Source organism: Nostoc sp. (assembly GCF_036919595.1).
Taxonomy (GTDB): domain Bacteria; phylum Cyanobacteriota; class Cyanobacteriia; order Cyanobacteriales; family Nostocaceae; genus Nostoc.
On record NZ_JBALCO010000076.1, the window covers coordinates 1 to 24,488 of the forward strand.

Below are 24,488 nucleotides of genomic sequence, written 5' to 3' on the forward strand. Positions count from 1 at the left end.
AGGGGTAGCCCTACGCAAAAATAGCTCGATGCCAGGTTTAATAATCTAACCAAAGCCTCCCGATAAATCATTCGGGCAGGCTTTTGTTATTGCTGAGAATCGTCAACTTTTGACTGTGCCAGTTTCTGCCACTCAGTTATCTTTACTAATCTCAATTATGAGCAGGACTCAAAACTATTATCATGGATGTCCGGGTGAGTCATCTCTGCAACAAAAATGTATCACTCAATAATCCGATTCTCCGCTTTTGTGGCAAAAACCAATTAACTTTTTCTATGTCCAGAATCATCTATTATCAAGTTAAACCGTCTGTTAATTTTGGTCTGGCTACACTTGTTCATCGTTTCCAACCGACGTTCGTTGACAAGGCTACTAGACCAGGGTGCTTCCGTCAAAAATTTGCTCATTAACCGTGTCACTATAGAAAATAGAGCTGCAAATTGAGCAATAGGAAGACTAAAGAACGCTGTGCAGATAACATTTTTAGGGACGAGTTCCGGTGTACCTACACGATCACGCAATGTTTCCAGTGTCGCCCTGAGATTACCCCAAAGGGCAGAACTGTGGTTATTCGACTGTGGCGAAGGCACCCAACATCAAATTATGCGGAGTGAACTGAAAATCAGTCAACTCTCCCGAATTTTTATCACTCATATGCACGGCGACCACATCTTTGGCTTGATGGGACTTCTTGCCACTTGCGGCTTGGCTGGCAATGTGGAACGAATTGATATATATGGGCCACCTGGATTAAATGATTACATTCAAGCTGCCTCCCGTTACTCCTACACACACTTTTCCTACCCCATTAAAGTCCATGCCATCCGTCCAGGAGTAATTTATGAAGACGATGACTTCACCGTTAGCTGTGGTAATTTGCATCACCGCATTACGGCTTTCGGCTACCGCGTAGCCGAAAAAGACCGAGCAGGACGTTTTGATATCGAAAAAGCCAAGGCCTTGCAAATTCCTCCTGGTCGCATTTACGGTCAACTCAAGCGCGGTGAAACAGTGACCCTTGGCGACGGACGGGTGATTGATGGCACCCAATTATGCGGTTCTATAGAAATAGGTCGAAAAATTGCCTATTGTACAGACACAATTTATTGTGATGGTGCAGTGCAATTAGCTCATGATGCAGATGTATTAATTCACGAAGCAACCTTTGCCCATCAAGATGCAGACATGGCTTTTGAGCGATTGCATTCCACTACCACAATGGCAGCACAAACAGCTTTAGCTGCTGGGGCACATCGACTGATTATGAGTCATTTCAGTCCCCGCTATGCTCCTGGCAATACCTTAGACTTGAAGGATCTACTTAAGGAAGCCCGTGCTATTTTTCCCCGTACTGATATTGCTTATGATTTCATGACTCATGAAGTACCCAGGCGGCGGGAAGTAGAGTTAACCAAGCTAGGCGTTTAAATTTTGATTTTAGATTCTAGATTTCCTATTGAACCCTTCTAATCTAAAATTTAAAATTAACCAGGCTCTATCTTAGAGTTTAGTAGTCCAACTCATAACGTCCAGCAAATAAACAGCAGTTTATTTTTGCGATAAAGTAGACTATTTAACCAAAGACTTACGGTCAACTGAGTGTATCAATAATTAATAAATAGTACGGCTCAAATATTTTTCTTAATTTGGTTTTTATATTAAAAGTTATCAAAATAACTTTAACATATAGTATTGTGGTGAATTTGAAAATTTTTTACTTAAATACTTATGAAAAATAATTAATTTTTCGTCAAGATTTTTCTTCTTTAAAGAAAATGTTTATTGAAAATTTATTCTTTCAACACTGATTAAGAATTTATATGCATGAATTGATGAACATGAAAGTGCCAGTTGGCATAATATTGTGCCAAGTGAGCTTGTCATTATTGGAATAATAATTAAGTATGTTGTTGCAGCTATAGGTGTAAAAAAACCTTTCACATTTCTCATAAATCTTGCAAATAAATATAGTGTTTCGATATTAGAGGAGTTTGATAGTGGCTAAGACTAGTCTGAATCAAGAGCAACAGGTTACTACTTCAGCACCAGGCGTAGTTGACATCAGACAACTATTTAATATTTTGCTTCGTCACCGCTTTCTGATCTTGGGGGTTTCCTGTGTAGTTATGTCTGCTGCTAGCCTCTTGGCTGTCATTGCTAAACCTACTTACCAGAGCAATATGCAGATATTGGTGAGTTCCAATTTATCTGAAGGGGCACAGTCAAATAATATCCCAGTAGATGCAGATAATCAGGTTACTGATTCCAATTCTCAAGTTGTTGATTCCACTACTCAGATGAAACTCATGCTGAGTTCTAAGTTGCTTCAGAAAGCCGTAGATTTACTTCATTCTGATTATCCTAATATTACCTTAGAGGATATCAATGGTCAAACACAACGGAACAAAAAAACATCTCTAGAAGTGACTCCAGAAGAAGGGGGCATAGGAGCTAATAAAGTTTTTAGTCAAGTATTTAAAGTTTCCTTCGATGATGACGATCCAGTCAAAGCACAAAGAGTGCTTCAATCTTTACAGAAAGTCTATCAAAACTACAACAAAGAGCAACAAAAAGAACGTCTGAATCAGGGACTGGCTTTTGTAAACGCTCGCCTACCTGAGATAAAAAAAGAGGTGAGTAAAGCTGATAAAAATTTGGAACAGTTTCGCAATAAACATAAATTACTCAATCCCGAAGTCCAAAGTAAAATCCTGCTAGAATCTCTAGCCGATATTCAACAACAGTTACAAAGCACTCGTGCCAATCTTCAAGACGTAAACGCTCGTTACGATAACCTAGAGCAACAAATAGCGTCTTCATCTCAGCAGAATGAACTAATATCTTCTCGTTTAAATCACTCAAGCCGCTACCAAGCACTATTGAGTGAAGTTCAAAAGACTGAACTAGCATTGGCTAAAGAACGGCTGCGCTATACAGACGATTACCCATCGGTACAAAAACTAAAACAGCAACGCCAAAGTCAACTGTCGCTATTACGACAAGAGGTGAAAGTTATTACTACTAGCAGTAAAGGAGAACCGCTCTTAAAAGGGCAAATGGTAGGGGTTGATCCAACACTAGTAGACGAATTTATTTTGGTGCAGACAACTGTCTTAGGACTAACTGCCAATGAAAAGAATCTAGCCGAGTCAGAACAGCGACTTCGCTCTGAGCTAAATAAATACCCAAGTTTAATAGCAGAGTATAACCGTCTGTTGCCAAAGGTAGAAACTAGTCACAAAACCCTTGAGCAACTGCTTCAGGCGCAACAGTCCTTGGGACTGAAAATTGCTCAGGAAGGATATAACTGGCAAGTTTTAGCAGAACCGGCTCTAGGTATTTATATGGGGAGCAACATATTATTACTTTTGGTTGGGGGAGGGGTAGTTGGGCCGATTTTAGGTATTTTAGCAGCCCTGATTTTGGAGAAGTTTAATGACGCTATTTATTGTACGGGAGATTTAAAGAAACTGACGAACCTACGTGTACTGGGGTCAGTACCAAAACTACCGTCGCGTGGTGTCAAAAAGCGGCGGCTGAACCTGCCTTGGAATGGGCAGCAAACCTCAGATTCCTCTGTAGTGGAAGCCACTACTAAATTGCCCGTCCATGAAACCTTGGACATGATCTACCAAAATATTCAAATATTAAAATATCCCTTACCCTTCAAGTCGTTGATGTTGACTTCAGCACTACCAGGGGAAGGGAAGACAACCTTAGTATTAGGGCTTGTGGCTAGTGCTACCCGAATGCATCGACGGGTATTAGTTATTGATGCTAACCTACATAATCCTAGCCTGCACAAAATCTTGGAACTATCCAATGACTGGGGACTATCTCTATTATTAGTTGATGAGACAACTACTCATTTTCAAGATTATATCCAGCCTATTCACCCCTCTATTGATATTTTGACTGCTGGACCTGTACCAGAAGACACGGTGAAGTTGCTCAGTTCTCGAAGGATGGAAGAACTAATAGAGTTGTTTGAGCAAACATATGACTTAGTACTGATAGATGCTCCGCCTATTTTAGGCACAGTTGATGCCAGAATTGTGGCATCTCTTTGCAATGGTATCGTAATGGTAGAGCGCATGGGTAAAGTAACCCGAAGTGAACTGACTCAAGCTACAGAAATTTTGAGTAAGTTGAATTTAATTGGAATTATCGCTAATGAAGTGAGCAATTCTCAAAAGGTATTGGCATCGTAGGCAGACCGAAGAAGATGCCAAGAATGGGAGACGTACCGACGCTCCTGAAACTCTCAGTGTCCCCGCGTCCCTGTGTCCTCTTTTGTCCGGTTTTTAGATGCAACCGCATTGATATTTGTAGGATGAAGTACAGGTAATAACTTCTGGTATACGCGATCGCAATAGCAATCCTAAATCATTCGTGAACAACCAGATCCCGGACTTCTCAGAGAAAGCCGCGATCTGAGCCTTGCCAAGAGCGAGTGTCAAGATCATCTGATTTCTACTTTATAGCTAAAGCAAAATGCATAATTAGTAGGAGGTGGCAACCTCCTGCGTTGGAGAAGTGTCTCATCTCAAAGTAGTAGACGCCATAGTTGAGAGCGTCAATTAGATACTAGTGTGATTAGATGATCAGCATGAAATTCCAACTTTACTTAGGCTCTTTCTTTTCCCAGATTAAAGTACGTCATTCGTGGGTAAGTGTCCTTTTGTGGATAGCTTTGGTTGCCCCAGCCCAAGCATCTGTAATTCTGCGTGTGGCAATTGAGAGAGGGGTTAATCAGGTAAAAGTGGGCAGTTCCACCACTGGGATCGTCAAGGATAGTACTGGCCGGACTCTCGGAGAGTTGCCAGCGATGAGTGCATATTATGCCCAAACCATTCCTGGCGGAGTTGCTTTAGATAAGTGGCAGTCTGGTTTATTTTGGATTGAGCCAACTGGTAAAGGATTCGTTTATATTGGCGATCGCTGGTATCGGGGTAGAACTCTGGTTGTCCCTACAGAAAAAGGCTTAACCGCTGTTAACTGGGTTGATGACCAAGAATATCTCTACAGCGTTATCGGTGGCGAAATGGATGCTAGCTGGCCCCAAGAAGCTTTAAAAGCCCAAGCGATCGCAGCCCGCACCTATGCCCTCTACGAACGAGAAAAACAGCGGAATAATCCTATTTATGATTTAGGCAATACCCCGGATCGTTGGCAAATTTACAAAGGTGTCATTAGTGAATCTCCTGCTACTTACGCCGCAGTGGATTCCACATTAGGGCAGGTACTAACTTACAAAAACCGGATTATTCTTTCAGTTTTCCACGCTTGTTCTGGGGGACACACTGAAAATGTGGAAGATGTTTGGGGAAGCAACGAACCTTACCTACGGGCTGTTCAAGACTACGACCAAAATATCAGAGAGTGTAGTTGGGTGAAAACCTTCTCACCTACTGAAATTAGCGCTAAATTTCCTGAGGTGGGCAATGTCTTGGATATGATTCCGGAGACATACTCACCTTTCCGCAGTGTCAAAGTCTTGAAAATTGTCGGCAACAGGGGTACAAAGGTGCTACAGGGCGAGGAAGTGCGGACAGCCCTCAAGTTAAAAAGTACCCGCTTTAGCGTCACCAAGGGAGCCGATGGTAGTTTTGTACTGCAAGGGCTTGGCTTTGGTCATGGTTTGGGCATGAGTCAGTGGGGGGCGTATAATCTGGCTCGGCAGGGAGTGAACCACTTGCAAATTTTGGGGCATTATTATCAAGGTGTAGCCTTAACACCAATTCAGGCGAAGTAAGGAGAAAGTTAGGAGTTAAAAGTTAGGAGTTTTAAATAAATCTTAATTATTCACTCCTCACTCTCAACTCTTCACTCTATTCCCCACTCCCACGTTCCAAGCGCCGTTGCCATTCAGCATCAATTTGTGTAAAACGCTCAACTTCCTGATCGAGTAAGTCAGTTTCGCTAGAATACACTAAATCTTCATTGCCAATAACTTTTTCTGTTGCAAATTGTTGAGCATAGTCGATTTTTTGTTGCAAAGGTGCATCAGGACTTGCTAATAGCCTTGATCGGGAAAGGCGATCGCGATTGCGATCAACAATTTTGCGATTACGCCACCGAATCCAGAAATAACGCAATAACGGTACACCTAAGAAACCTGCTCCGTAAGCCAATAGCAGCCAATAAATTCCTTGCACAAAAGCTACCAGTCCACCTAATTGGACAGCAACTGTGCCATCTCTCAACAAACTTCCCAGTACTAAAGCACCAACAAAATTTAGTACACCCAACCCAGCACTCAGCATAATTTGCCCTGAACTTGCAGCACTAAAACGCCAAGGTAATTCCTCCAAATAAGCTGATATTGAATGACGGCGTTTTTTAATTGCACTCACCTGCAACTCTGGGAAGTAATAAACAATTTGCCCTTCCGGACTTACCGTCGGTTGCCCATTAAATCGCGTCAGAACAGGCAGCATATAATCTTCATACTCTCTTGTATATCCCTCGCCAATGTCATCCAAGTATGGGGCAATTTGTTCTGCTACCACTGCGCCACGGTTACTCCGAATCACCGTAGCAATTTCTTGCCAGCGGCGTTCTTCTAAGTTGGCGTTTGGATTCCCATCACCAAACAAAAACGAAAACACAGCTTCAAAGAAATTCAGATTGCTTTCTTCCCGGCTTCCACGTCGTCGTTCCTGGTAGTGGGTGTCATAATTTGGGCTAAGATACCAAAATAAATTTGGAAAATAGAAAAACCCCCCACCGCCGGAATTACTGCCCCGATTGTTGCTGTCACGGTCTGAATTGATAGAGGTAATGATAATGAAGATAGTAACAGTTATCAGGACGATGGAAAGAGTTAAGAAAATTCCAAAAGAAATGCGAATCAGGTAAAACAGAACACTCCAGACCTTTTTCCACCATTCCTGCAATCGTAACCGGAAATATTTATTACGCAAAATTGCTCGAAAATTTGGTGGGAAAAGGTAAACTATATCACCTGAATCAGCTACCTGCAAATGTCCCCCAGCATCAGATGCCAGGGCTAACAAGCTTTGATTAGCTTCAGCGACGTTCAATCCTGCCTGAGTTGCCACATCACCAACGGTGACACGATAACCCAGCTGTTCCACAGCTTGCATGATGGTGGGACTGGGAGCCATTGCTCTCCCCTCCTATTGAAACTTATTCCCCTTTTCTTAAGTATAAAGTTTTATTTTGAGCGACTTGGCAGGTGCAGGATTGAAGCATGAAATCATTAAAAATATAAATCACATGAATTTGGCAAACCGACACTGAAATAGATTTACCAATAAATAACCTGACACGCAAGATGTTATAATTATTTTCCTCAGCTTGGTTAACCTGCAAATTTTCTGCTCAAATCAAATATGGTTCAGTACACTCTCGCTCAAAGCCCAGAAATTATCCTCACTGTTTCTGGAAAAGATTCAGCCAAAGCCCGTGACAAAGCAATGGATCAGCTGATGGAACTGATGGATGCAGGTAAGCTACCCACGGAACTGGAAGAAGGATTTGGACCTCAACAATTAATTGAGATTAAAGAGCCAACCATTGATGCTGCTAGCGGTGAGGATACCATTACACAAGCTGTTCAGGTGCTAAGTAACTTGGCCACACTCAAGCTGAAAGTTCAGGAGTCACGAACTGAAGCGTTGGAAATTCGCAAAGCTGTTGATGTTCTGTTCTCTGACGAGTCGGTAACTGAAGAGGAAATTACTCGACTCAAGGAAGGTTTTAAAGTTCTCAAAAATTTTGCCCAAGCTAATGTGCGTTACCAGGAAGCGCGATCTAAAGCAGAACAGGCTCGGCAAACGCTGGATCAAGCTCTCAAATCGCCTGACAAATAACATTTAGAGAATTAGATGCCACTTAATGCATCTTAAAAATGTAATAAAATACAGGCTGTAATTGCCTGCCTTTAGATTAACTGGGGCGCTAGGATTCGAACCCAGGGATGGCGAGACCAAAACCCGCTGCCTTACCACTTGGCGACGCCCCAATGATTTCCCTATAGTTAATATAGCACTTAGTTCTGGTTTAATGTCAAGTACTTTAATAGTTGGTTTCAGGTAATGGGTTTTTACAGCAGAACATTGATTGGTCGGAATGCTTACACTTAGCCTCTTTGATCATTTTGGGATGAAGCTAGAATCAACGTTTGGCTGTATCGTCCAACTGACGTTTTTTTAATGATGTATAGGCGTAGCCTGCCGTAGGCATCGCTAGCCCAAAAATTGTGTTTTTTACCCTCCTTTCGACAGAATTTTAAGCACTATTACTTATTCATAAATTATTTATCACCTTAACCTCTCACGGATGGTCTTACCCTATTTCCTTTTCCTTAATCCCCAGTGTCGTGAAGGAAGACCCCTGCAATACGACTTGATGATAGTAGTTGCTTCGTAGCCAGCCATATAAATAGTGGAATGGTCTTAGCATAGCGACTGCAGAGTCGGCGCGGTTCTTGAATCCATCGATACAGCCATTCAAGTCCTAAGTCTCGAACTATGCGAGGTGCCCGCTTATGAATTCCTGCATAAACTGGGAAAACTCCACCCAGTCCAATCATTACAGCTTGTATCTTACCCTTATGTTGAGCTATCCAATTTTCTTGTTTGGGACATCCCAGAGACACTAAGATGGTGCTGGCACCACTAGAATTAATCTTTTGAACCAAAGCTTCGTCTTCAGTTTCAGTCAGGGGACGAAAGGGTAAAGGTTCCATCGCCGCAATCTTCATCTGGGGAAATTCCTGCTCTAACCTTTTTCGCATTCTAGAAAGAATTTCTGTTTGGGAACCTAGAAAGAAAATACTAAGGTTTTGTGTTTGAGTTAGCTGACACAATGCCAGGAAAATATCCATCCCTGCCACACGGTCTTGGTAAAGCGCTCCCATTTTTCGCATCATCCATACAAGAGGCATACCATCAGGAGTAACTATATCTGCATTTCGTAATACGGTAGCAAACTCTGGATTCCAATGAGCTTCAATGAGCATATGTACATTGGCTACATATACAGTTTTACTTTCACGCTTATTGGCCCACTTCAGTATTGTTTGTACCTGGTGATCAAAGCGTAAAGCAGTAATAGGAAAATCAAGCACTTTTTTAGTAGGTAGAAGCACTCTTGCCACCATCAATAACTCCTGTGTCCAAGAAAAAAATCCATAGATTACCTAGACCAATCCGAATATTGAATAATTTGGATTGGATGACTCCTGACTTTTTGTCGGCTTGTGTCATCATTGGAAGTTAACACGTGGAGGTGCAATTGCCTTCTTAGTATACTTTTGGCTTAATCGGTAATACTAGAATTATTTGCTGTTGTGTCCTAGCTTACTGTTTTAAGCTAAGGATTTCAGACGCTGTTTGCCAAAATTCATACTTCCTTTATAATTAATTTTTGATAGATTCATCCAAGCATTACAATTGCGATAAATTCCTATGGATATATATTTACTGGTGTAATATTTAGTACATTTACAAATCAGATGGCGAAGTTAAATACCAGACACTTAGTCTGATGATTTTGATACGTAAATTTATGCTCAAGAGGTTTAATTCAAATTAGTATATTTTAAAGAATGACTAATAATTTTTTCTTATTACTTTCCCAAATTATTACAAATTTGATTTATTCTATATAGTAAAATATCCCTACAATTTATTTTTTTATCAAATAAAAGCTCAAAAAATAAGGGGAAGATAAGCTTATCTTCCCCTGCTATATTGTTTCTGTTATTGTCTGGTTTTTTACTTTCCTTGAGTCTTTGCCGTAACATTTGCCTTTGCTTTCTAAGTTGCCGCTTTCTTGCAGAACCGCCTCTACCTTTGTCATTCCTGCCTTCTTTACGGGGAGATTCCCATCTTTTCAGGCGCATTACTTTATAACCTCTTTAGTACTTATTTGCTAGTGGGCAGGAGGAGAATCGAACTCCTATGACCGCAAGGCCGCCACATTTTGAGTGTGGTGCGTCTACCAGTTTCGCCACCCGCCCGTTATATGTAATCTTAACTATTATACTCTAATTAAGGGACTTTGTAACTAGTCTGAAAATTAATTCTGAAAGTTTTGCTGGAATAATAGCTTTTATAAGGCTTAAAGGCGTGGCAGGGTCAATAAACTAGGGTCAATATCCTGTAGTTTGGCACAGCCGCTAAGTGCCATTCCCAGATTGAACTCATCTTGTAGGAGTGAGATGACATGAGATACACCAACTTGTCCTGCTACTGCTAGTCCCCACAAAATGGGTCGTCCGATCAGTACCGCTTTTGCTCCTAATGCCAGAGCTTTGAGAATGTCTGTACCCCTACGAATGCCTCCATCCAACAGCACTTCTACTTTACCATCCACTGCTGTTACTACTTCCGCTAGGGCATCTAAAGAAGCGATCGCACCATCGAGTTGTCTACCACCATGATTGGAAACAACAATTGCTTTAGCTCCGGACTCTACAGCCCGAACAGCATCATCTCCCCGTAAAATTCCTTTGATCACTAAAGGTAATGGAGATAAAGATTGCAACCATTCTAAATCGTGCCAAGTTACTGCTGGGTTTAGCTGTTTGGCAAAGTAGGTAAATAATCCAGATTCACCTTTTTCTTGGGAAATATCTAGCCCTGAGATGGTGGCGAGATTAGCCAGATGTAAGTTTGGAGGTAAGGCAAACTCGTTACGTCTATCTCTCTCCCGTTGTCCGAGAACAGGTGCATCTACAGTCAGACAAAGTGCTTTGTAGCCTGCTTTATAGGCTTTTTCTACCAAAGCACGAGTTAATCCCCGATCTTTATGGCTGTAAAGCTGGAACCATCGTAGAGAATCTGGAAATTTATCACATGCAGTCACCACTTCTTCAATGCTCTTTGTTGCCAGTGTACTTAACACCATGCCTACACCAGCTGATGCCGCAGCGAGAGCCGTGGCAACTTCTCCATCTGGATGAGCTAGACATTGAAAAGCCATCGGTGCAATTAACAAAGGTAGTTGCAGGGATTGTCCTAAAATAGAGGTAGTTAGATTGCGATCGCTAACATCGACTAATATCCGAGGTCGCAGCTTGACTCGCTCAAAGGCAGCACGATTATCCCGCAATGTTATTTCATCCCAAGCACCACTGCTATAGTAATCGAGCGTCATTTGAGAAAGATACTCTTTTGCTAGCTTTTCGTACTCAAAGAGATTTATGGGTTGAAAGCGATCATCGTTGGTTATAACTGTCATGATAGCGGCTGTGGGTTAAGCAATTGGATGTTTTTAATCCGATTGTCCGATTGAACAAGCTTAAAATTTTCATTGATTTCTTAGTAAAGTGGAGAACCCAGTATCTCCGATAGAGTTCTTCTAAAGTAACCTATTTAATAATTATTCTCTGGATAGTTGCAGTAATAAAGGTGTAAATTCCTCTGGAGATAATGCCAATAAAGCTTCAGTAATTACTCTTAGTTCTGCATCTAAACCAAAGCGAACTTGCAACAAATTCTCTATAACATAGCTTGACGTTTTACTTCAGCAAAGATATCAAATAACTTATTCATGCAACTGCGGATCTCCGCAATTGTAGCAACATTTTTAAATGGTTCAACTAATGCAGGTTTAGCCGCAAATTTTCCTAACAGCCCTAATTCTATTGTGTTTTTTGTATTTTTTGTGGATTGGGGTGGAGGTACAAAATAAACATCAATATCTCGAATTTGGGCTGGAACTTTCCGACTTGTTTCCACTTGTCCCAATGGTTGTAACAATTTTTTAAGATAGTCTTTGGCGAACTGGTCGTAAGGAAACCTGGTCATTAGCTGATTTTTTGGCTATAACAGTATTTTAGATTACAGTACGATTGCCCATAGCTCGCCTGAAGAAACTTATAATGTGCAATTTAGCAAATCCTTTAGAGTATTGTAAACTAAAACACATCTAATTTGGATAACCAAATTTAATTAATAGCTCTACCAGTTTCGCCATCCGCCTTTGGGTGCAACTTCATTATTTGTAGACTTAAGTCCGTGACTTTGCAACAGAGTTTGATATTCTGTGCTGCTTGACCAACGGTCAATTTCTCGCGCCCGCAGCACTGGTACTGGATGAGTTAATTGGGCTGTACGGGCAGCTTTGACCATTTCACCCAGTTCGGTTTTGCTAATATCATCGTAAGCGCGGGCTTGGGCAACAAAGGCATCGAGATTCAGTTGTGGCGCTAAGGTGAGGGAACCACCCGCCAGCTTCATTAACACTGACATAACAACTTTGGGGTCTTGGGTTGCTAGTAATGCGGCGCGATCGCAGGTAAACTCAGCACAGCGAACCCATTCTAAAAGCTGCGCCTGTATTGCTTGAGCAACGAAGGTGCCGACATTGGGCACAATCGCCGCAGCTAATATTAATAAATTTACAGGAGTCAAATAAACGCTATGGTCACACTTGAGATGCCCCAATTCGTGGGCAATTACTGCTTGTATTTCCTCTGGTGTGAGGATATCAATCAGGGATGTGTGTAGCACAACAAAGGGCTGCTTACCCCGCACAGCAAAAGTATAGGCGTTGGGAGCCGGATGTTGCCGGACGTACAACTGGGGAGGCTCTATATCCAGGATTTTACAGGCATCTAACAATAGCTTATATAAATCGGGCAGTTGCTGTTCACCCACCAGAACGCTGGAGGCAATATTTTCCACATAGAAAACCTGTTCTGCCATTGGGCCGAGCCAATTTCGCACTAACATATCTATGCCTGGTATTTGCTTAAGCGTTTTGGTAGCTTCCAGGTCTAATGGATGACGAAATGAGTCAGCTTTTAAACCAATTAGCGGGGTTTTGAAGAAGGACATAGTGCAGCAAGCTATAAAAAACACAACTATGGAATATGGCTGGTTAAATAAACAGCCTCCCACAGTTAGTATAACGATTTAAGTAGGGTGGGCAGGGGGAGCAGGGGAGCGGGGGGAGAAAATTTTACTTTGTCTCCCTCGTTTCCCTCATTTCCCTTGTTCCAACGTCAGTCTCAACCGATCAATTTCAACTTGACAGGCTACTAATGCTGGAAGCGATTTCTGCATCTGCTGATGTTTCGCCCACGCGCAGGATTTTAGCTCCCAATTGCTGCAACTTCACATCGAGTCGATCATAGCCGCGATCTAGGTGCTGTAATCCCTGAATTGTGGTTTGTCCTTCTGCCGCCAGTCCTGCTATGACTAGCGCTGCCGATGCTCGTAAGTCTGTGCCTAATACTGGTGCGCCAGACAATTTCGGCACTCCCCGAACGAAAGCAGCGTTGCCTTTGACACGAATATCTGCCCCCAAGCGATTCAACTCTGAGGCATGACGTAAGCGATTTTCAAAGACGGATTCGTTAATCACGCTGTCGCCTTCCGCCAATGCCAGCAAAGCCATGAACGGCGCTTGCATATCTGTGGGAAAACCTGGATGGTATTGAGTTTCAATATCCGTTGCCTTGAGGGTTTCCGCTGGCAGAACGCGTAAGTATTCAGGCTTTTCCTCAATTATTGTCACCCCAATATCCCGCAACTTGGCAATCACTGGTACAAGATGTTCTGGAGCCACCGGCGAAAGGGTAAGTTCTGAGCGGGTAATTGCTGCTGCCAGCAAAAACGTCCCAGCCTCAATGCGATCGGGAATAATACTGTAGTCAACAGAATGTAACTTGGGGACTCCTTCAATAATAATCCTGCTAGTCCCTGCCCCCTGAATCTTGGCTCCCATCGCGTTACAGAAGTTAGCTAAATCAACTACTTCCGGTTCTCTGGCAGCATTTTCAATGATCGTTTCACCCTCTGCCAGGGTAGCCGCCATCATCAAGTTTTCCGTCGCTCCGACGCTAGCGATGTCTAAGTAAATCTTCGCACCTTTTAATCTCCGGCTGCTGCCAGGGACGTAGGCATTACAAATGCCATGCTCAATTTGTACCTCAGCTCCCATTGCTTGCAGTCCCCGGACATGCAAGTCAACTGGTCTGGCTCCAATAGCACAACCGCCTGGTAAGGGCATCTGCGCTACTCCCAATCTTGCCAGAATGGCTCCAATGGCGAAAAAACTCGCCCTCAATTGGGTAACTAGTTCGTAGGGAGCTTTTGATGTTTTAATTTCGCTGGCGTTGATGTCTAAAATATCACCTTGCCGTGTAAAGCGTACACCCAAAGCCGATAATACCTGACCCATCCGCTCCACGTCCGCTAATAAGGGGACATTGCGGATACGACAATCGCCCGGACACAGCAAGGCTCCAGCCATGATTACCAGTGCTGCATTTTTTGCCCCGCTAATTTTCACATGACCTCGCAAAGGATGCCCACCCCAAATTTGCAAGACTGAGGAGTCTGCTTTTGGAGCAAATTTGGCATCTGGTAAGCTGCTAGAAGGATTAATAAGCCTACCTCCAAAAGTAATACGTATTTTATATGCTTGAAGTTGGTTTTGATTCTACAGTAAAGATTCAATTTGTCCACATTTTAGAACAACATCTTGGATGAAAAAATTGTTTTTCTAGTGAAATTTTATGGCTGAAAACAAGCAATAGTAAGCTTTATGAGCTTTTGGAAAATTTAACAAAAAAGAACTAATAATTAGTAAGTTTAAGCAAAATTAAATACTCAGTAAAATAACTTAAGTGTTCTCTAAAAATAAATGCTGTACTGTTGAGTTAATATTTTGATTCCACCTATCTCCTAAAAAACTCGTTTCCAGATTGAGATTTTTAAGGAAGTGTGATATTTTAACTTGACAAAGGGGAAAAAATACGCGATAATAATAAATTGTAAATAAAGATAATTGCCAGCGGAACTGGCGGAATGGCAGACGCGCTAGATTCAGGTTCTAGTGCCGCAAGGCTTCCGGGTTCAAGTCCCGGGTTCCGCATATTAATATTAGATTTTAGATTGCCGATAGCGCAGCGTAAAGCCTGCGGCATAGCTTCTCTACAAGACGCTGCGCGAACGCTTAGAGCGAGTCCGCGAGCGTCTTTTAGATTAATCCAAAATCCAAAATCCAAAATCGTGTTGACCAGTTTACAAAATTCCTTAGTCAAGCAAATTCGCAAACTCCACTCCACCAAGGAGCGGCACAAGCAGCAGTTATTTTTACTAGAAGGGACGCACCTGTTAGAGGAAGCTTGTGCGGTTAATTACCCGCTAGAAACAGTATGTTGTACTTCAGATTGGCAAGCAGCCCACTCCTCACTGTGGTCACAAGCTTGTAGTAAAAGCGATCGCACCGAAATTGTGAGCGAGGAAGTATTAAATGCGATCGCTACTACAGTCCAACCAGATGGTGTGGTGGCAACGGCAAAACGAATCGTTGGCCAAACTCAACTACCATTGACTGGTTTAGTCCTAGCTTTAGAAACGGTTCAAGATCCGGGGAATCTGGGTACGATGATCCGCACTGCTGCTGCCGCTGGAGCATCTGGGTTGTGGATAAGTGGAGATAGCGTAGATTTAGATAGCCCTAAAGTTCTCCGTGCTTCAGCAGGGCAATGGTTTCGCCTAGCAACGGCGGTAACCGAAGATTTAAAAGCGACAGTTCAACAAAGTCAGGAGGCAGGAATGCAGGTAGTGGCAACCTTACCCAGTGCGACTTTAACTTATTGGGAGGTGGACTGGCGAAAACCCAGTCTAATTTTACTGGGAAATGAAGGTGCTGGATTGTCAGCAGACTTGGCCGCGATCGCAGACAAGCAAGTAAGAATTCCTTTGAGTCCTGGGGTGGAATCTTTGAATGTGGCGATCGCAGCCGCTTTAATGTTGTACGAAGCTCGGCGGCAAATGATTTGTCAGTAATTGAATTTTAACTTTTTACCCCTATTTCGTTTTTGTTATTTCTTCAAGATATTGTTCAATATCAGCAACTGCGTCCTCAAGAGCCGCTAAATCAATATTTATCAAGTCTTGAGCTTCGACTTCACTGAGACTACTAGTATCCAATTGTGGGAGTTGTGGGATTTCTTCTTCCTCAGTTGAACTTTCTTGTAAGATATCCTCCAACTGATCGAGGGATTGTTGAAACACTTGATCAGCGGCGCGGCGCTGTTGTGGCTGAATTGGCTCCATAATATTGACTTGAAAATCCTGATTTATTGACCTAATTTTGATTGCAGTTCCTACAGATTTAAGTTTTGCACTTGTAACATCATAATTGTATGCTGTATCAACTTTAGCAGTGGTTATCAAGAATATCGATACTTGGCTTTGGTCACTTTTGCCAAGCCGTCTGCAATTGTTGAGACTTGTATTTTTGTAAAGACTATGAGATATTTTTAACCAATTGTACGCTAATCAGACCGATTAACCGTAGTATGCTATCCTGTATGTGATAGCACTTTTTTTGCGTGCCAAGTAGGCAATGTCTAGGTATACTGCGCGTCTACGCAATATTTATAAGGAAAGTATTTTATGAGCACCGTACAACTTTACTTTGCTAAAGCCTCCACCTTTTCCCAAAGAACCCGTGTGGTTTTACTGGAAAAAGGAATTGACTTTAGCGCCACTGAAATTGACTTACAAAATAAACCAGATGGCTACACTCAGATTTCGCGCTACGGCAAAGTCCCTGCCATCAAACATGGGAATATCGAAATTTATGAGTCTGCCATCATCAACGAATATCTCGATGAAGTCTTCCCAGAACCACCTTTATTACCCCGCGATCCAGGTGCTAAAGCGATCGCTCGGATCTGGATCGACTATGCCAACACTCGCTTTGTACCTGCCTTTAACAAACTCTTGCGTGGTAAAGATGCTCAAGAACAGGGACAGGGACAAAGAGAGTTTTTGGAATCGCTATTGTACATTGAGCAAGAAGGACTAGGTAAGCTCTCTGGTGATGGTCCTTACTGGTTAGGAGATCAGCTAAGTTTAGTCGATATTAGCTTTTATCCCTGGTTTGAACGCTTGCCCCTCCTGGAACACTTCCGCAATTTCACCTTACCAACACAAACCCCTCGCTTGCAGAAATGGTGGAATACTGTGCGCGATCGCGAGTCAATTCGGGCTGTAGAAAATCCTGCAAGCTTCTATTTAGAACGATTTGCCAAGATTCTTGGTGCGCCCACTGCTGTTGCTTCTGCTCAAAAGTAAGACAAGAAATAAAGAGCAGGCTAAAGTCCCTGTCCTCTGTCATTAAAACATTGTTGAATTCACTGGGAGATTAACCAATGAGCTTAAATAGTCAATTGTTCAAGGATCTGCCACGCGTTGAGGGAGAACTTAATTACCTCACCCCGACAGCAGAAAAACCTGTCAACTACACCTACGAACCACCGCCAGGGATTCCACAGCAAAGCGGGAAGTATGAAGTATACAAACTGCCAATCTACGATGCTCGGACAATCTCACAAGATGTGTCCTTGGATCAACAGGGATTCGCCTTGGCCGAACACCACACCACTATTAAAGACTTTTATGATCAAAATGAGGTACGCCACGTTTACTACCCTGAGGCCGAGCAATTCCTCAAGGATTTGACAGGTGCCCAAAAGGTGATAGTGTTCGATCACAACCTCCGTAATGCCGAACGGGCGAAGCAGGGGGAGCAAGGCATCAAGACGCCCGTAAGGGGCGTACACAACGACTTCACTGCTAAGTCTGGCTATAGTCGCGCCCGTGCGGTGTTGGAAGCAATCGGTACTGAAGACCCCGATGAGCTTCTACAGCACAGATTCAGTGTAGTCAACCTCTGGCGACCGATCGCAGGGCCAGTGCAGGAGTCTCCATTAGCGGTGTGTGACGCCCAAAGTATGGTACCAACAGACCTTGTGGCTACTGACCTTGTATATCGCGATCGCGTCGGGGAAACCTACGCGATTACGTACAACCCGAAACATCAGTGGTTCTACTTTCCACAAATGCAACGGAACGAGGCGCTACTCATCAAGTGTTTTGACTCAGCAGAGAAAGGTTTGGCGCGGTTCACCGCCCATACTGCATTTGATGACCCAACAAGCCAACCGGATGCCCCGCCACGTGAGAGTATTGAGTTGCGGACATTGGTTTTCTATGCCGCATAAGAAATAGGCAGGGGAGCAGGGGGACTGGCGAGTGGAGTTCAAAGACTCGTCGGCGAGTATCAAAGACTCATTCACGGAGTTCAAAGACTCATTCACGGAGTTCAAAGACTCATTCACGAGTATTAAAGACTCGTCGGCGAGTGTCAAAGACTCATTCACGGAGTTCAAAGACTCGTCAGCGAGTATTAAAGACTGATTCACGAGTATCAAAGACTCATTTATGGAGTTCAAAGACTCGTTCCCTATTCCCCATGCCCAATACCCAATGCCCCCTTTACTGCAATTCAAATCTTGCTTGAAAGAAGCGCAGATACTTTGGCTCGTAAATCATTTTGAGTCCGCGTAGGCGATCGCGATTATAATAAACTTCTTCAACTGCCTCAGCAGTAAGATCCATGTGAGCTTGGGTGTAAACGCGGCGTGGAATAGTCAAACGTACTAGTTCTAACTCTGGATAATAATTATCGCCTGTTTCTTTGCTGCGCCCTGCGGAAACAATACCCCGTTCCATTGCTCGAATGCCTGCCTCTAAATATAGTTCTGCTGCTAGACGTTGTGCCGGAAATTGGTCTTGGGGAATTTGTGGTAAAAAGCGTTTGGCATCTAAATAAATGGCATGACCACCAATGGGCACAACAATTGGAATATCCCAATCTAAAAGCTTTTGTCCGAGATACTCAACTTGCCCGACACGGGCACGAATATGATCATCTTGAACTGACTCTTCTATACCCCGTGCCATAGCTTCCATATCCCGCCCAGCCATACCACCGTAAGTATGTAGACCTTCATAGATTACTATCAGGTTACGTGCTTCTTCGTAAAGGTTATAGTCATTCAGAGCCAGCCAACCACCGATGTTAACTAGTGCATCCTTTTTGCCACTCATAGTGCAACCGTTAGTATAAGAGCAAAATTCATCTAAGATAGTTGCGATCGCCTGGTTGAAATAATCCTTTTCTCTCTGCTGGATAAAGTAAGCGTTTTCCACAGCGCGGGTGGCATCAAGAATAATGCGGATACCGTAGGTTTGGGCTAACTGATATACCGTCCGCAGGTTAGCCATTGAAATCGGCTGTCCGCCAGCCATATTCACAGTTCCGGCGACGCTGATATAGGGAATACGTTCTGCCCCGACTCGCTCGATTAGGTCTGTGAGCTTTTGCAAGTCTACATTGCCCTTAAATGGATGCAGTGATTGGGCATCGTGGGCTTCATCAATAATCACATCTACAAAGGTACCGCCTGCTAATTCTTGATGCAGCCTGGTTGTAGTGAAATACATATTGCCAGGTATGTAGTCACCTGGTTTAATTAGTATTTGAGAAAGGATGTTTTCTGCACCACGCCCTTGGTGAGTGGGCACAATATGGCGATAGCCGTAATACTTCTGGATGGTTGCTTCTAAATTGTAGAAATTTTTGCTGCCGGCGTAAGCTTCATCACCCAGCATCATCCCTGCCCACTGGTAATCACTCATGGCTGAGGTGCCGCTATCAGTCAGCAAATCAATGTAAACATCTTCAGAACGTAACAGAAAAGTATTGTAACCCGCTTGAGCGATCGCCTGTTCGCGTTCAGCACGAGTAGTGATTTTTAATGGCTCAACCACCTTGATTTTATATGGCTCTGCCCAAGAGCGACGGCGGCGCGGGGAAGTTTGCTTGGCGTCAGTCATAGATTGATTCTCCTTCATGCAGGTTGGCCGAATATTTGCATACCATTTTGGTTGCTAATACTTGCTGTTGCCAAGACTGTGATAACTAGTTTTAGCGCTCTTGAGGGGCACACCACTGAGCTATTAATTCAATTCGTGCTTGCTGGATCAATTCCAAAATTTGCGATTGATTACAACCATAGGTAGATGCTAATAATTCCTCGCCTTGTTTTTTTGCCTCATCGGCAGATACACCAAAGGCAATGATTTCTTCGTCTTGGTTAGCTGTAATTCTCTCAACTGGAATAATACAGATATATTGCGGTTCATTATGTCTTATTTGTTGCACCATTATTTACCTACCAATTTCACTGTTAATTGTGTCTATTTTCAAGTTTAAAGAAATCGCAAGTGAAAGTGAAACAGACTCACTATTTACGTAGTTTGGGATTTGAAAGACACTAACTTTTATCCGTGGTTAACACAACATTAAGAATTCTCTCAAAATCACCAAATCTGGGAGTGTAAACACTTACGTATGGGAAAATCAAGTTAAGCATCAACAAATGTCTTTTTGTAAATTTTTATTTTTTAGATAAGTAATGCATTGAGACATATGCATTGGCGTAGGCGTAGCCCGTCGGAGACATCGCTGCATGGATTAATTTAAATCTCTGTTGGTTAATTTCTGGGAATCAGCAAATCAAGGCTGATACCCCAAAGATGAACTTTTTTTTACTCAATGCAGGCTTAATGCATTGAGTCAGTACAAATTTCATATAAATTGGAGGTTATAAAATGGCAATTCGGAATAATTTAGTCGCCAATTTCTGGCAAAAAGTACAAAAAGATTCAGTTAGTTGGGGATCGTTAGCCCTTTGGATCAGTGCATTAGTTGTTCTATTAGTAATGCTTACAATGTTTTCTAACGCTTAATTTCAGCAAGGTTGTTCTAGTTCCTGGGCAGCAGCCTGGGAACTAAGATAGGGTAGACTTTCATCCCTAGAAAACTCAAATTATGAACTGTAAACTTCTGGCAACAGTTGTAGTGCTAGCTACTACTAGTTTTCTTACTCCTGCTAAATCTCAAGAACCTACTACCGACACTCCAGGAAAATCGAATCAAGTTTTGAATGCTTGTATCCAAAATCAAGCAGAAACTTTACCAAATCCCTTTAGTGATGTGCCAGCAGACCATTGGGCTTTCAAAGCAGTTATGACTATGCACTACTGCGGTGCATTTCGTAAGGCAACACCACCAGCTTTATTTCAAAAACTGCAACCAACAAATAGCCAACAGCAACCGCAGAAAGAACCAGAGTTTCAAAAATAGAGCTTTGCTAAATAAAGATATGAGAATTTCACGCAGATAGAAGTTTGAATAACAAAAGCAGTCCCTGGAAATTTCGATGGACGTTGAGAAAAACAGAGGCAAACAAAAGCGCCTTCATCGTGTGGTCTAAATAAATAAAAGCTGCATTAAGCAGGCGATAAAAATGATCTGCGTCGAATTACGCTAGATGCAAAAAGTGTGCTATTCGGCATCTAATGGTATTTTTGCCTTTTGAAACACCTGCTCAACAGTAAATTCCAATCCTTCAAATAAAGAATCTGTGAGTAATTCTTCTCCCATATAAGTTTGTGGTGCTGCATCTGGATAAAAAACGGTAATACTTCTAGCTTTACTATCTACCACCCACACCCGCAGCACCTTAGCATCCAAATAGTCTTTGGCTTTAGCTGCCATTTGTCCTGGGGAAATAATCTCAATCATCAAATCAGGAGGAACAGAACATGATCCTTCTTAATCCCAGTCAGGGGGTAAACGTTCATTAGAAATGTATAAAATATCCGGTATTGGCATCCAATCTCGCCCTCGACGAGTTAATGCGAGAGCTAATTCTGGGCAAACTTCTCCTTTCCCCTCACACGATTGCTCAATCAAATTGAGAAGGACGCGGGTAAGTTTAGAGTGGAATTTTTTTGCTTGTATTTTAGGAATTGCTTGACCATCAACAAGTTCATAAGTTATACCTCCCTCACCTAGTGAAAGATTTAAGAACTCTTGCAAAGTTAATTGATTTTTGGCTTGGAGTATCATGGCTCAATAATTCGTAATTCGTAATTCGTAATTGAAGGACAGAGCAACTAATTCTTGTTCAAATTGTTTACATCTCCTGCAACACTTGCCGAATGATATCCGATGGCACTTCATCGGTAACTGTCACTACACCAATCTCTGTTGGCAAAACAAACCGCACTTTCCCTGCTTTGACTTTTTTATCTAACTGCAACGTCTGAATAATTTCTTCAATATCTAGCCCAGATGGTAACTGAGTTGGTAAACCAGTTTTTTGAATTAAAGCATTTTGACGTTCCGTGTCTTTCTTTTGCCACAGTCCCAAATCCACAGCAATTTGACCGGCTGCTACCATGCCAATGGCTACCGCTTCACCGTGATTCACTAGCCGATAACCAGTCAAGCTTTCCACTGCATGACCGATGGTATGTCCATAGTTAAGAATCGCCCGTAATCCGCCTTCTTTTTCATCTTTGCCAACAACATCAGCTTTAGCTTGACAAGAGTGCGTTAATATGTTTTTTATTAATTCAGGTTTTACGTAGCGGAGTTGGTCAAGGCGTTTACTTGCTTCCAACTGGGCAAACAATTCGGCATCCCAAATCACACCGTACTTAATAACTTCTGCCATCCCGGCCCGAAACTCGCGCATAGGAAGAGTTTTCAACACATCTGGGTCAATTAATACTAGACGTGGTTGATGGAATGCCCCAATCAAGTTTTTACCGTGGGGATGATTCACTCCAGTTTTGCCACCAATTGCCGAATCCACCATTGCTAAAAGAGTGGTAGGTACTTGGACAACATTAATGCCGCGCAGCCAAGTTGCGGCGGCAAAGCCAGTCATATCGCCAATTACACCTCCGCCCAAAGCCACCATTGTAGAAGAACGTTCTAAGCGGTTTTCCAAGGCGATATCATAAAGTTTTTGGATGGAATTGAGGGTTTTGTAGCGTTCACCAGGTGGTAGGGTGCAGCTAGCAACTTCAAATCCAGCAGATGTAAGGGATGCGATCGCTCTTTCCCCAAAATGTTTTAAAATCGTCGGATTAGAAACTAGCAATGCCTTCTTGCCTAGCTTGAGACTAGCCATCTGTTCACCCAGTTGATCTAAACTTGAAGGTGCGATCGCAATCTCATAAGACTGCTCTGGTAAATTCACATTAATTACAGAAGTCATTGCCCAACCCCTAAACAAGCGCCCGTGGGCTGTATTCTATCGCAATCTGGGAGTGGGGAGTGGGGAGTAAGAATTTTAGATTTTAGACTTTCCTGCGGAACGCTACGCGAACGGCTACGCTCAGTCGAACGATTTTGGATTAAAAAATTGAAATTTAATCTAAAATCATCAATTCCATTATCCAAAATTGAATTGACCAATGCCCAATGCCCAACAACTAATGATTCAATAGATTTAGGAAGTATTATGGAGAAAAATAAATGTTTGCAATTGCAGCTTACATCGGCTTTTTAGCTTTATTCTTTGGTTTGGCTGTAGGTCTATTCTTTGGTCTGCGGACTGCCAAAATAATTTAACTAAGACTCTTGTGGGGTAAGCATCTTGCCTGCCCTCAGTTGAATAAGGACGGGTAATACGCCCATCCCACAAGAAGATATTTATCCCACAACAGCCGGACTTGCTACCTTCTCCTGTCTTTGGGAAGGCGGACGCATTCCCAAACCAAGTAAATTCAGCATTTCTCGGTCGGTATCGTAATCTGGACAGGGAGTTGTCACCGTCAACATCTTGTTGTCGTCACTGGAAAAGATAGAATTGGCTCCCGCCATAAAGCAGAAAGCTTGTTCAACTTGAGAAAGTCTAGCTCTACCGGCACTAAGACGCACATCGGAAGCAGGCATTAAAATCCTGGCTGTGGCAATCATTCGCACAATATCCCAAATGGGAACATCAGGCTGATTTTCTAAGGGTGTGCCTGGTACTTGCGAAAGAATATTAATTGGCACTGACTCTGGATGCGGATGTAAGTTTGTCAAAGTTTGTAACATTCCAACCCGGTCATCAACAGTTTCACCCAAACCAAGGATACCGCCGGAACATACAGTAACATTTGTCTGACGCACATTCTTAATTGTGTTCAAGCGATCGCTATAAGTTCTCGTGGTAATAATTGTGCTGTAATATTCCTGCGAGGTATCTAAATTATGGTTGTAGGCGTAAAGTCCGGCTTCTTCTAATTTCCTAGCCTGATTTGCTGTCAACATACCTAACGTGCAGCACACTTCTAAACCCATTGCGGTTACATCCTTGACCATTTCCAGGACTTCCTCAAATTGTGAGTTATCCCGCACTTCGCGCCAAGCAGCACCCATGCAAATGCGACTAACACCAGTTTCTTTCGCTTTTTGAGCAATGCTAACTACCGTTTCCTTTTCTAGGAGTGCTTGCGCCTTTACCTCTGTTTTATAACGGGAAGATTGGGCACAGTAGCTACAATCTTCTGGACAACCTCCGGTTTTAATCGATATGAGTTTACAAACTTGTATTTTTGTTGGGTCATGATATTGGCGATGCACGCTAGCAGCTTGATAAATAAGCTCTAGCAATGGCGTGTTGTATATCGCCCGAATCTCTAATTCCTGCCAATCGTAGCGTATTCCCACCACATCACTATCCTTCTTGTAGACTGGGTTAAATCTTGAACTGTCTTTTGGTTGAATCTCCTGCGGTACCGCGTTTGGGCAAAGCGATTTTCTTGAAGTTATGCCACGCACTGCGCTTTATTACC

The 24,488-nt window shown here is 42.8% G+C and carries 23 protein-coding genes, 3 tRNA genes and 2 pseudogenes; 10 read left to right on the forward strand and 18 right to left on the reverse strand.

The window, feature by feature from the left end; genetic code table 11:
* Positions 1 to 266: 266 nt before the first annotated feature.
* Positions 267 to 398 (reverse strand): annotated as a pseudogene (locus tag V7K21_RS10565) (IS701 family transposase); the annotation flags it as partial.
* Positions 399 to 468: 70 nt separating this feature from the next.
* On the opposite strand from V7K21_RS10565, the gene V7K21_RS10570 reads away from it, so the two are divergent.
* Both V7K21_RS10570 and V7K21_RS10575 read left to right on the forward strand, forming a co-directional pair.
* Entirely contained in the window at positions 469 to 1,428 is a 960-nt protein-coding gene (locus tag V7K21_RS10570; RefSeq protein ID WP_335173951.1) for a ribonuclease Z, read from the forward strand.
* Positions 1,429 to 1,997: 569 nt separating this feature from the next.
* Positions 1,998 to 4,211: a GumC family protein gene (locus V7K21_RS10575; protein ID WP_335173952.1), complete on the forward strand. Its 2,214-nt coding sequence runs from the start codon at positions 1,998 to 2,000 to the stop codon at positions 4,209 to 4,211.
* A 93-nt stretch (positions 4,212 to 4,304) separates the two neighbouring features.
* Here V7K21_RS10575 and V7K21_RS10580 read toward each other — a convergent pair whose 3' ends face one another.
* On the reverse strand, positions 4,305 to 4,466 hold the full coding sequence (locus V7K21_RS10580) for a hypothetical protein (protein ID WP_335173954.1): 162 nt from the start codon (positions 4,464 to 4,466) through the stop codon (positions 4,305 to 4,307).
* Positions 4,467 to 4,609: 143 nt separating this feature from the next.
* Between V7K21_RS10580 and V7K21_RS10585 the strand changes: the two genes are divergently transcribed.
* Positions 4,610 to 5,755: a SpoIID/LytB domain-containing protein gene (locus tag V7K21_RS10585; RefSeq protein ID WP_335173956.1), complete on the forward strand. Its 1,146-nt coding sequence runs from the start codon at positions 4,610 to 4,612 to the stop codon at positions 5,753 to 5,755.
* Between the two features lie 76 nt (positions 5,756 to 5,831).
* On the opposite strand, the gene V7K21_RS10590 is transcribed toward V7K21_RS10585, so the two are convergent.
* Entirely contained in the window at positions 5,832 to 7,130 is a 1,299-nt protein-coding gene (locus V7K21_RS10590; protein WP_335173958.1) for a hypothetical protein, read from the reverse strand.
* Positions 7,131 to 7,358: 228 nt separating this feature from the next.
* Here V7K21_RS10590 and V7K21_RS10595 point away from each other — a divergent pair, with 228 nt between their 5' ends.
* Positions 7,359 to 7,838 carry a hypothetical protein gene (locus V7K21_RS10595; RefSeq protein ID WP_335173960.1) on the forward strand — a complete coding sequence of 160 codons (480 nt, stop codon included), beginning with the start codon at positions 7,359 to 7,361 and terminating at the stop codon, positions 7,836 to 7,838.
* Positions 7,839 to 7,918: 80 nt separating this feature from the next.
* On the opposite strand, the gene V7K21_RS10600 is transcribed toward V7K21_RS10595, so the two are convergent.
* From V7K21_RS10600 to murA, 9 genes are all read right to left on the reverse strand, one after another.
* A tRNA-Gln gene (locus tag V7K21_RS10600) sits at positions 7,919 to 7,990 on the reverse strand.
* A 342-nt stretch (positions 7,991 to 8,332) separates the two neighbouring features.
* On the reverse strand, positions 8,333 to 9,130 hold the full coding sequence (locus tag V7K21_RS10605) for a WecB/TagA/CpsF family glycosyltransferase (protein WP_335173962.1): 798 nt from the start codon (positions 9,128 to 9,130) through the stop codon (positions 8,333 to 8,335).
* On the reverse strand, positions 9,102 to 9,239 hold the full coding sequence (locus tag V7K21_RS10610; RefSeq protein WP_335173964.1) for a hypothetical protein: 138 nt from the start codon (positions 9,237 to 9,239) through the stop codon (positions 9,102 to 9,104). The genes V7K21_RS10605 and V7K21_RS10610 overlap by 29 nt, the downstream gene beginning before the upstream one ends.
* A 359-nt stretch (positions 9,240 to 9,598) precedes the next feature.
* Entirely contained in the window at positions 9,599 to 9,874 is a 276-nt protein-coding gene (locus V7K21_RS10615; RefSeq protein ID WP_335173965.1) for a hypothetical protein, read from the reverse strand.
* A 33-nt stretch (positions 9,875 to 9,907) separates the two neighbouring features.
* Positions 9,908 to 9,991 (reverse strand) — tRNA-Leu (locus tag V7K21_RS10620).
* A gap of 101 nt (positions 9,992 to 10,092) precedes the next feature.
* Positions 10,093 to 11,214: an alpha-hydroxy acid oxidase gene (locus V7K21_RS10625; RefSeq protein ID WP_335173967.1), complete on the reverse strand. Its 1,122-nt coding sequence runs from the start codon at positions 11,212 to 11,214 to the stop codon at positions 10,093 to 10,095.
* Positions 11,215 to 11,474: 260 nt separating this feature from the next.
* The gene (locus V7K21_RS10630) at positions 11,475 to 11,783 is read right to left on the reverse strand and encodes a hypothetical protein (RefSeq protein ID WP_335173969.1); all 309 of its coding nucleotides are present in this window, start codon (positions 11,781 to 11,783) and stop codon (positions 11,475 to 11,477) included.
* A gap of 153 nt (positions 11,784 to 11,936) precedes the next feature.
* Entirely contained in the window at positions 11,937 to 12,815 is an 879-nt protein-coding gene (locus V7K21_RS10635; RefSeq protein WP_335173971.1) for a M48 family metallopeptidase, read from the reverse strand.
* 187 nt (positions 12,816 to 13,002) lie between these two features.
* Positions 13,003 to 14,370 carry a UDP-N-acetylglucosamine 1-carboxyvinyltransferase gene (murA, locus tag V7K21_RS10640; protein ID WP_335174052.1) on the reverse strand — a complete coding sequence of 456 codons (1,368 nt, stop codon included), beginning with the start codon at positions 14,368 to 14,370 and terminating at the stop codon, positions 13,003 to 13,005.
* Positions 14,371 to 14,778: 408 nt separating this feature from the next.
* On the opposite strand from murA, the gene V7K21_RS10645 reads away from it, so the two are divergent.
* Positions 14,779 to 14,859 (forward strand) — tRNA-Leu (locus V7K21_RS10645).
* A 137-nt stretch (positions 14,860 to 14,996) separates the two neighbouring features.
* The gene (locus V7K21_RS10650) at positions 14,997 to 15,779 is read left to right on the forward strand and encodes a TrmH family RNA methyltransferase (protein WP_335173973.1); all 783 of its coding nucleotides are present in this window, start codon (positions 14,997 to 14,999) and stop codon (positions 15,777 to 15,779) included.
* A gap of 21 nt (positions 15,780 to 15,800) precedes the next feature.
* On the opposite strand, the gene V7K21_RS10655 is transcribed toward V7K21_RS10650, so the two are convergent.
* Positions 15,801 to 16,169, reverse strand: coding sequence for a hypothetical protein (locus V7K21_RS10655; RefSeq protein ID WP_335173975.1), 369 nt, complete (start codon positions 16,167 to 16,169; stop codon positions 15,801 to 15,803).
* A 222-nt stretch (positions 16,170 to 16,391) separates the two neighbouring features.
* On the opposite strand from V7K21_RS10655, the gene V7K21_RS10660 reads away from it, so the two are divergent.
* Positions 16,392 to 17,075 carry a glutathione S-transferase family protein gene (locus tag V7K21_RS10660; RefSeq protein ID WP_335173977.1) on the forward strand — a complete coding sequence of 228 codons (684 nt, stop codon included), beginning with the start codon at positions 16,392 to 16,394 and terminating at the stop codon, positions 17,073 to 17,075.
* 77 nt (positions 17,076 to 17,152) lie between these two features.
* Positions 17,153 to 18,004 carry a CmcJ/NvfI family oxidoreductase gene (locus tag V7K21_RS10665; RefSeq protein WP_335173979.1) on the forward strand — a complete coding sequence of 284 codons (852 nt, stop codon included), beginning with the start codon at positions 17,153 to 17,155 and terminating at the stop codon, positions 18,002 to 18,004.
* 274 nt (positions 18,005 to 18,278) lie between these two features.
* Here V7K21_RS10665 and V7K21_RS10670 read toward each other — a convergent pair whose 3' ends face one another.
* Both V7K21_RS10670 and V7K21_RS10675 read right to left on the reverse strand, forming a co-directional pair.
* Positions 18,279 to 19,682, reverse strand: coding sequence for a tyrosine phenol-lyase (locus tag V7K21_RS10670; RefSeq protein WP_335173981.1), 1,404 nt, complete (start codon positions 19,680 to 19,682; stop codon positions 18,279 to 18,281).
* A 91-nt stretch (positions 19,683 to 19,773) separates the two neighbouring features.
* A complete protein-coding gene (locus tag V7K21_RS10675; protein WP_335173983.1) occupies positions 19,774 to 20,013 on the reverse strand; it encodes a hypothetical protein in 240 nt (79 codons plus the stop codon).
* A gap of 666 nt (positions 20,014 to 20,679) precedes the next feature.
* On the opposite strand from V7K21_RS10675, the gene V7K21_RS10680 reads away from it, so the two are divergent.
* Positions 20,680 to 20,994: an S-layer protein gene (locus tag V7K21_RS10680; RefSeq protein WP_335173985.1), complete on the forward strand. Its 315-nt coding sequence runs from the start codon at positions 20,680 to 20,682 to the stop codon at positions 20,992 to 20,994.
* A gap of 201 nt (positions 20,995 to 21,195) precedes the next feature.
* Here the strand turns inward: V7K21_RS10680 and V7K21_RS10685 are convergent.
* Together V7K21_RS10685 and aroB are read right to left on the reverse strand one after the other, a co-directional pair.
* A pseudogene (locus V7K21_RS10685) lies at positions 21,196 to 21,762 on the reverse strand (Uma2 family endonuclease).
* Positions 21,763 to 21,829: 67 nt separating this feature from the next.
* Entirely contained in the window at positions 21,830 to 22,921 is a 1,092-nt protein-coding gene (gene aroB, locus V7K21_RS10690; protein WP_335173987.1) for a 3-dehydroquinate synthase, read from the reverse strand.
* 260 nt (positions 22,922 to 23,181) lie between these two features.
* Here aroB and petL point away from each other — a divergent pair, with 260 nt between their 5' ends.
* Entirely contained in the window at positions 23,182 to 23,277 is a 96-nt protein-coding gene (gene petL / locus V7K21_RS10695; protein ID WP_334776884.1) for a cytochrome b6-f complex subunit PetL, read from the forward strand.
* 81 nt (positions 23,278 to 23,358) lie between these two features.
* Here the strand turns inward: petL and bioB are convergent, their stop codons facing one another.
* Entirely contained in the window at positions 23,359 to 24,366 is a 1,008-nt protein-coding gene (gene bioB / locus V7K21_RS10700; protein WP_335174054.1) for a biotin synthase BioB, read from the reverse strand.
* Between the last annotated feature and the right edge of the window lie 122 nt (positions 24,367 to 24,488).

What these genes read in the sequence shown, in the direction of transcription:
- V7K21_RS10605 (WP_335173962.1), bottom strand. Translation starts at nt 9,130, where the DNA reads ATGGTGGCAAGAGTGCTTCTACCTACTAAAAAAGTGCTTGATTTTCCT.
- V7K21_RS10680 (WP_335173985.1), top strand. Translation starts at nt 20,680, where the DNA reads ATGAACTGTAAACTTCTGGCAACAGTTGTAGTGCTAGCTACTACTAGT.
- V7K21_RS10625 (WP_335173967.1), bottom strand. Translation starts at nt 11,214, where the DNA reads ATGACAGTTATAACCAACGATGATCGCTTTCAACCCATAAATCTCTTT.
- aroB (WP_335173987.1), bottom strand. Translation starts at nt 22,921, where the DNA reads ATGACTTCTGTAATTAATGTGAATTTACCAGAGCAGTCTTATGAGATT.
- V7K21_RS10585 (WP_335173956.1), top strand. Translation starts at nt 4,610, where the DNA reads ATGAAATTCCAACTTTACTTAGGCTCTTTCTTTTCCCAGATTAAAGTA.
- V7K21_RS10675 (WP_335173983.1), bottom strand. Translation starts at nt 20,013, where the DNA reads ATGGTGCAACAAATAAGACATAATGAACCGCAATATATCTGTATTATT.
- V7K21_RS10580 (WP_335173954.1), bottom strand. Translation starts at nt 4,466, where the DNA reads ATGATCTTGACACTCGCTCTTGGCAAGGCTCAGATCGCGGCTTTCTCT.
- V7K21_RS10610 (WP_335173964.1), bottom strand. Translation starts at nt 9,239, where the DNA reads ATGATGACACAAGCCGACAAAAAGTCAGGAGTCATCCAATCCAAATTA.
- V7K21_RS10660 (WP_335173977.1), top strand. Translation starts at nt 16,392, where the DNA reads ATGAGCACCGTACAACTTTACTTTGCTAAAGCCTCCACCTTTTCCCAA.
- V7K21_RS10595 (WP_335173960.1), top strand. Translation starts at nt 7,359, where the DNA reads ATGGTTCAGTACACTCTCGCTCAAAGCCCAGAAATTATCCTCACTGTT.
- V7K21_RS10665 (WP_335173979.1), top strand. Translation starts at nt 17,153, where the DNA reads ATGAGCTTAAATAGTCAATTGTTCAAGGATCTGCCACGCGTTGAGGGA.
- petL (WP_334776884.1), top strand. Translation starts at nt 23,182, where the DNA reads ATGTTTGCAATTGCAGCTTACATCGGCTTTTTAGCTTTATTCTTTGGT.
- V7K21_RS10590 (WP_335173958.1), bottom strand. Translation starts at nt 7,130, where the DNA reads ATGGCTCCCAGTCCCACCATCATGCAAGCTGTGGAACAGCTGGGTTAT.
- V7K21_RS10670 (WP_335173981.1), bottom strand. Translation starts at nt 19,682, where the DNA reads ATGACTGACGCCAAGCAAACTTCCCCGCGCCGCCGTCGCTCTTGGGCA.
- V7K21_RS10630 (WP_335173969.1), bottom strand. Translation starts at nt 11,783, where the DNA reads ATGACCAGGTTTCCTTACGACCAGTTCGCCAAAGACTATCTTAAAAAA.
- V7K21_RS10635 (WP_335173971.1), bottom strand. Translation starts at nt 12,815, where the DNA reads ATGTCCTTCTTCAAAACCCCGCTAATTGGTTTAAAAGCTGACTCATTT.
- V7K21_RS10615 (WP_335173965.1), bottom strand. Translation starts at nt 9,874, where the DNA reads ATGCGCCTGAAAAGATGGGAATCTCCCCGTAAAGAAGGCAGGAATGAC.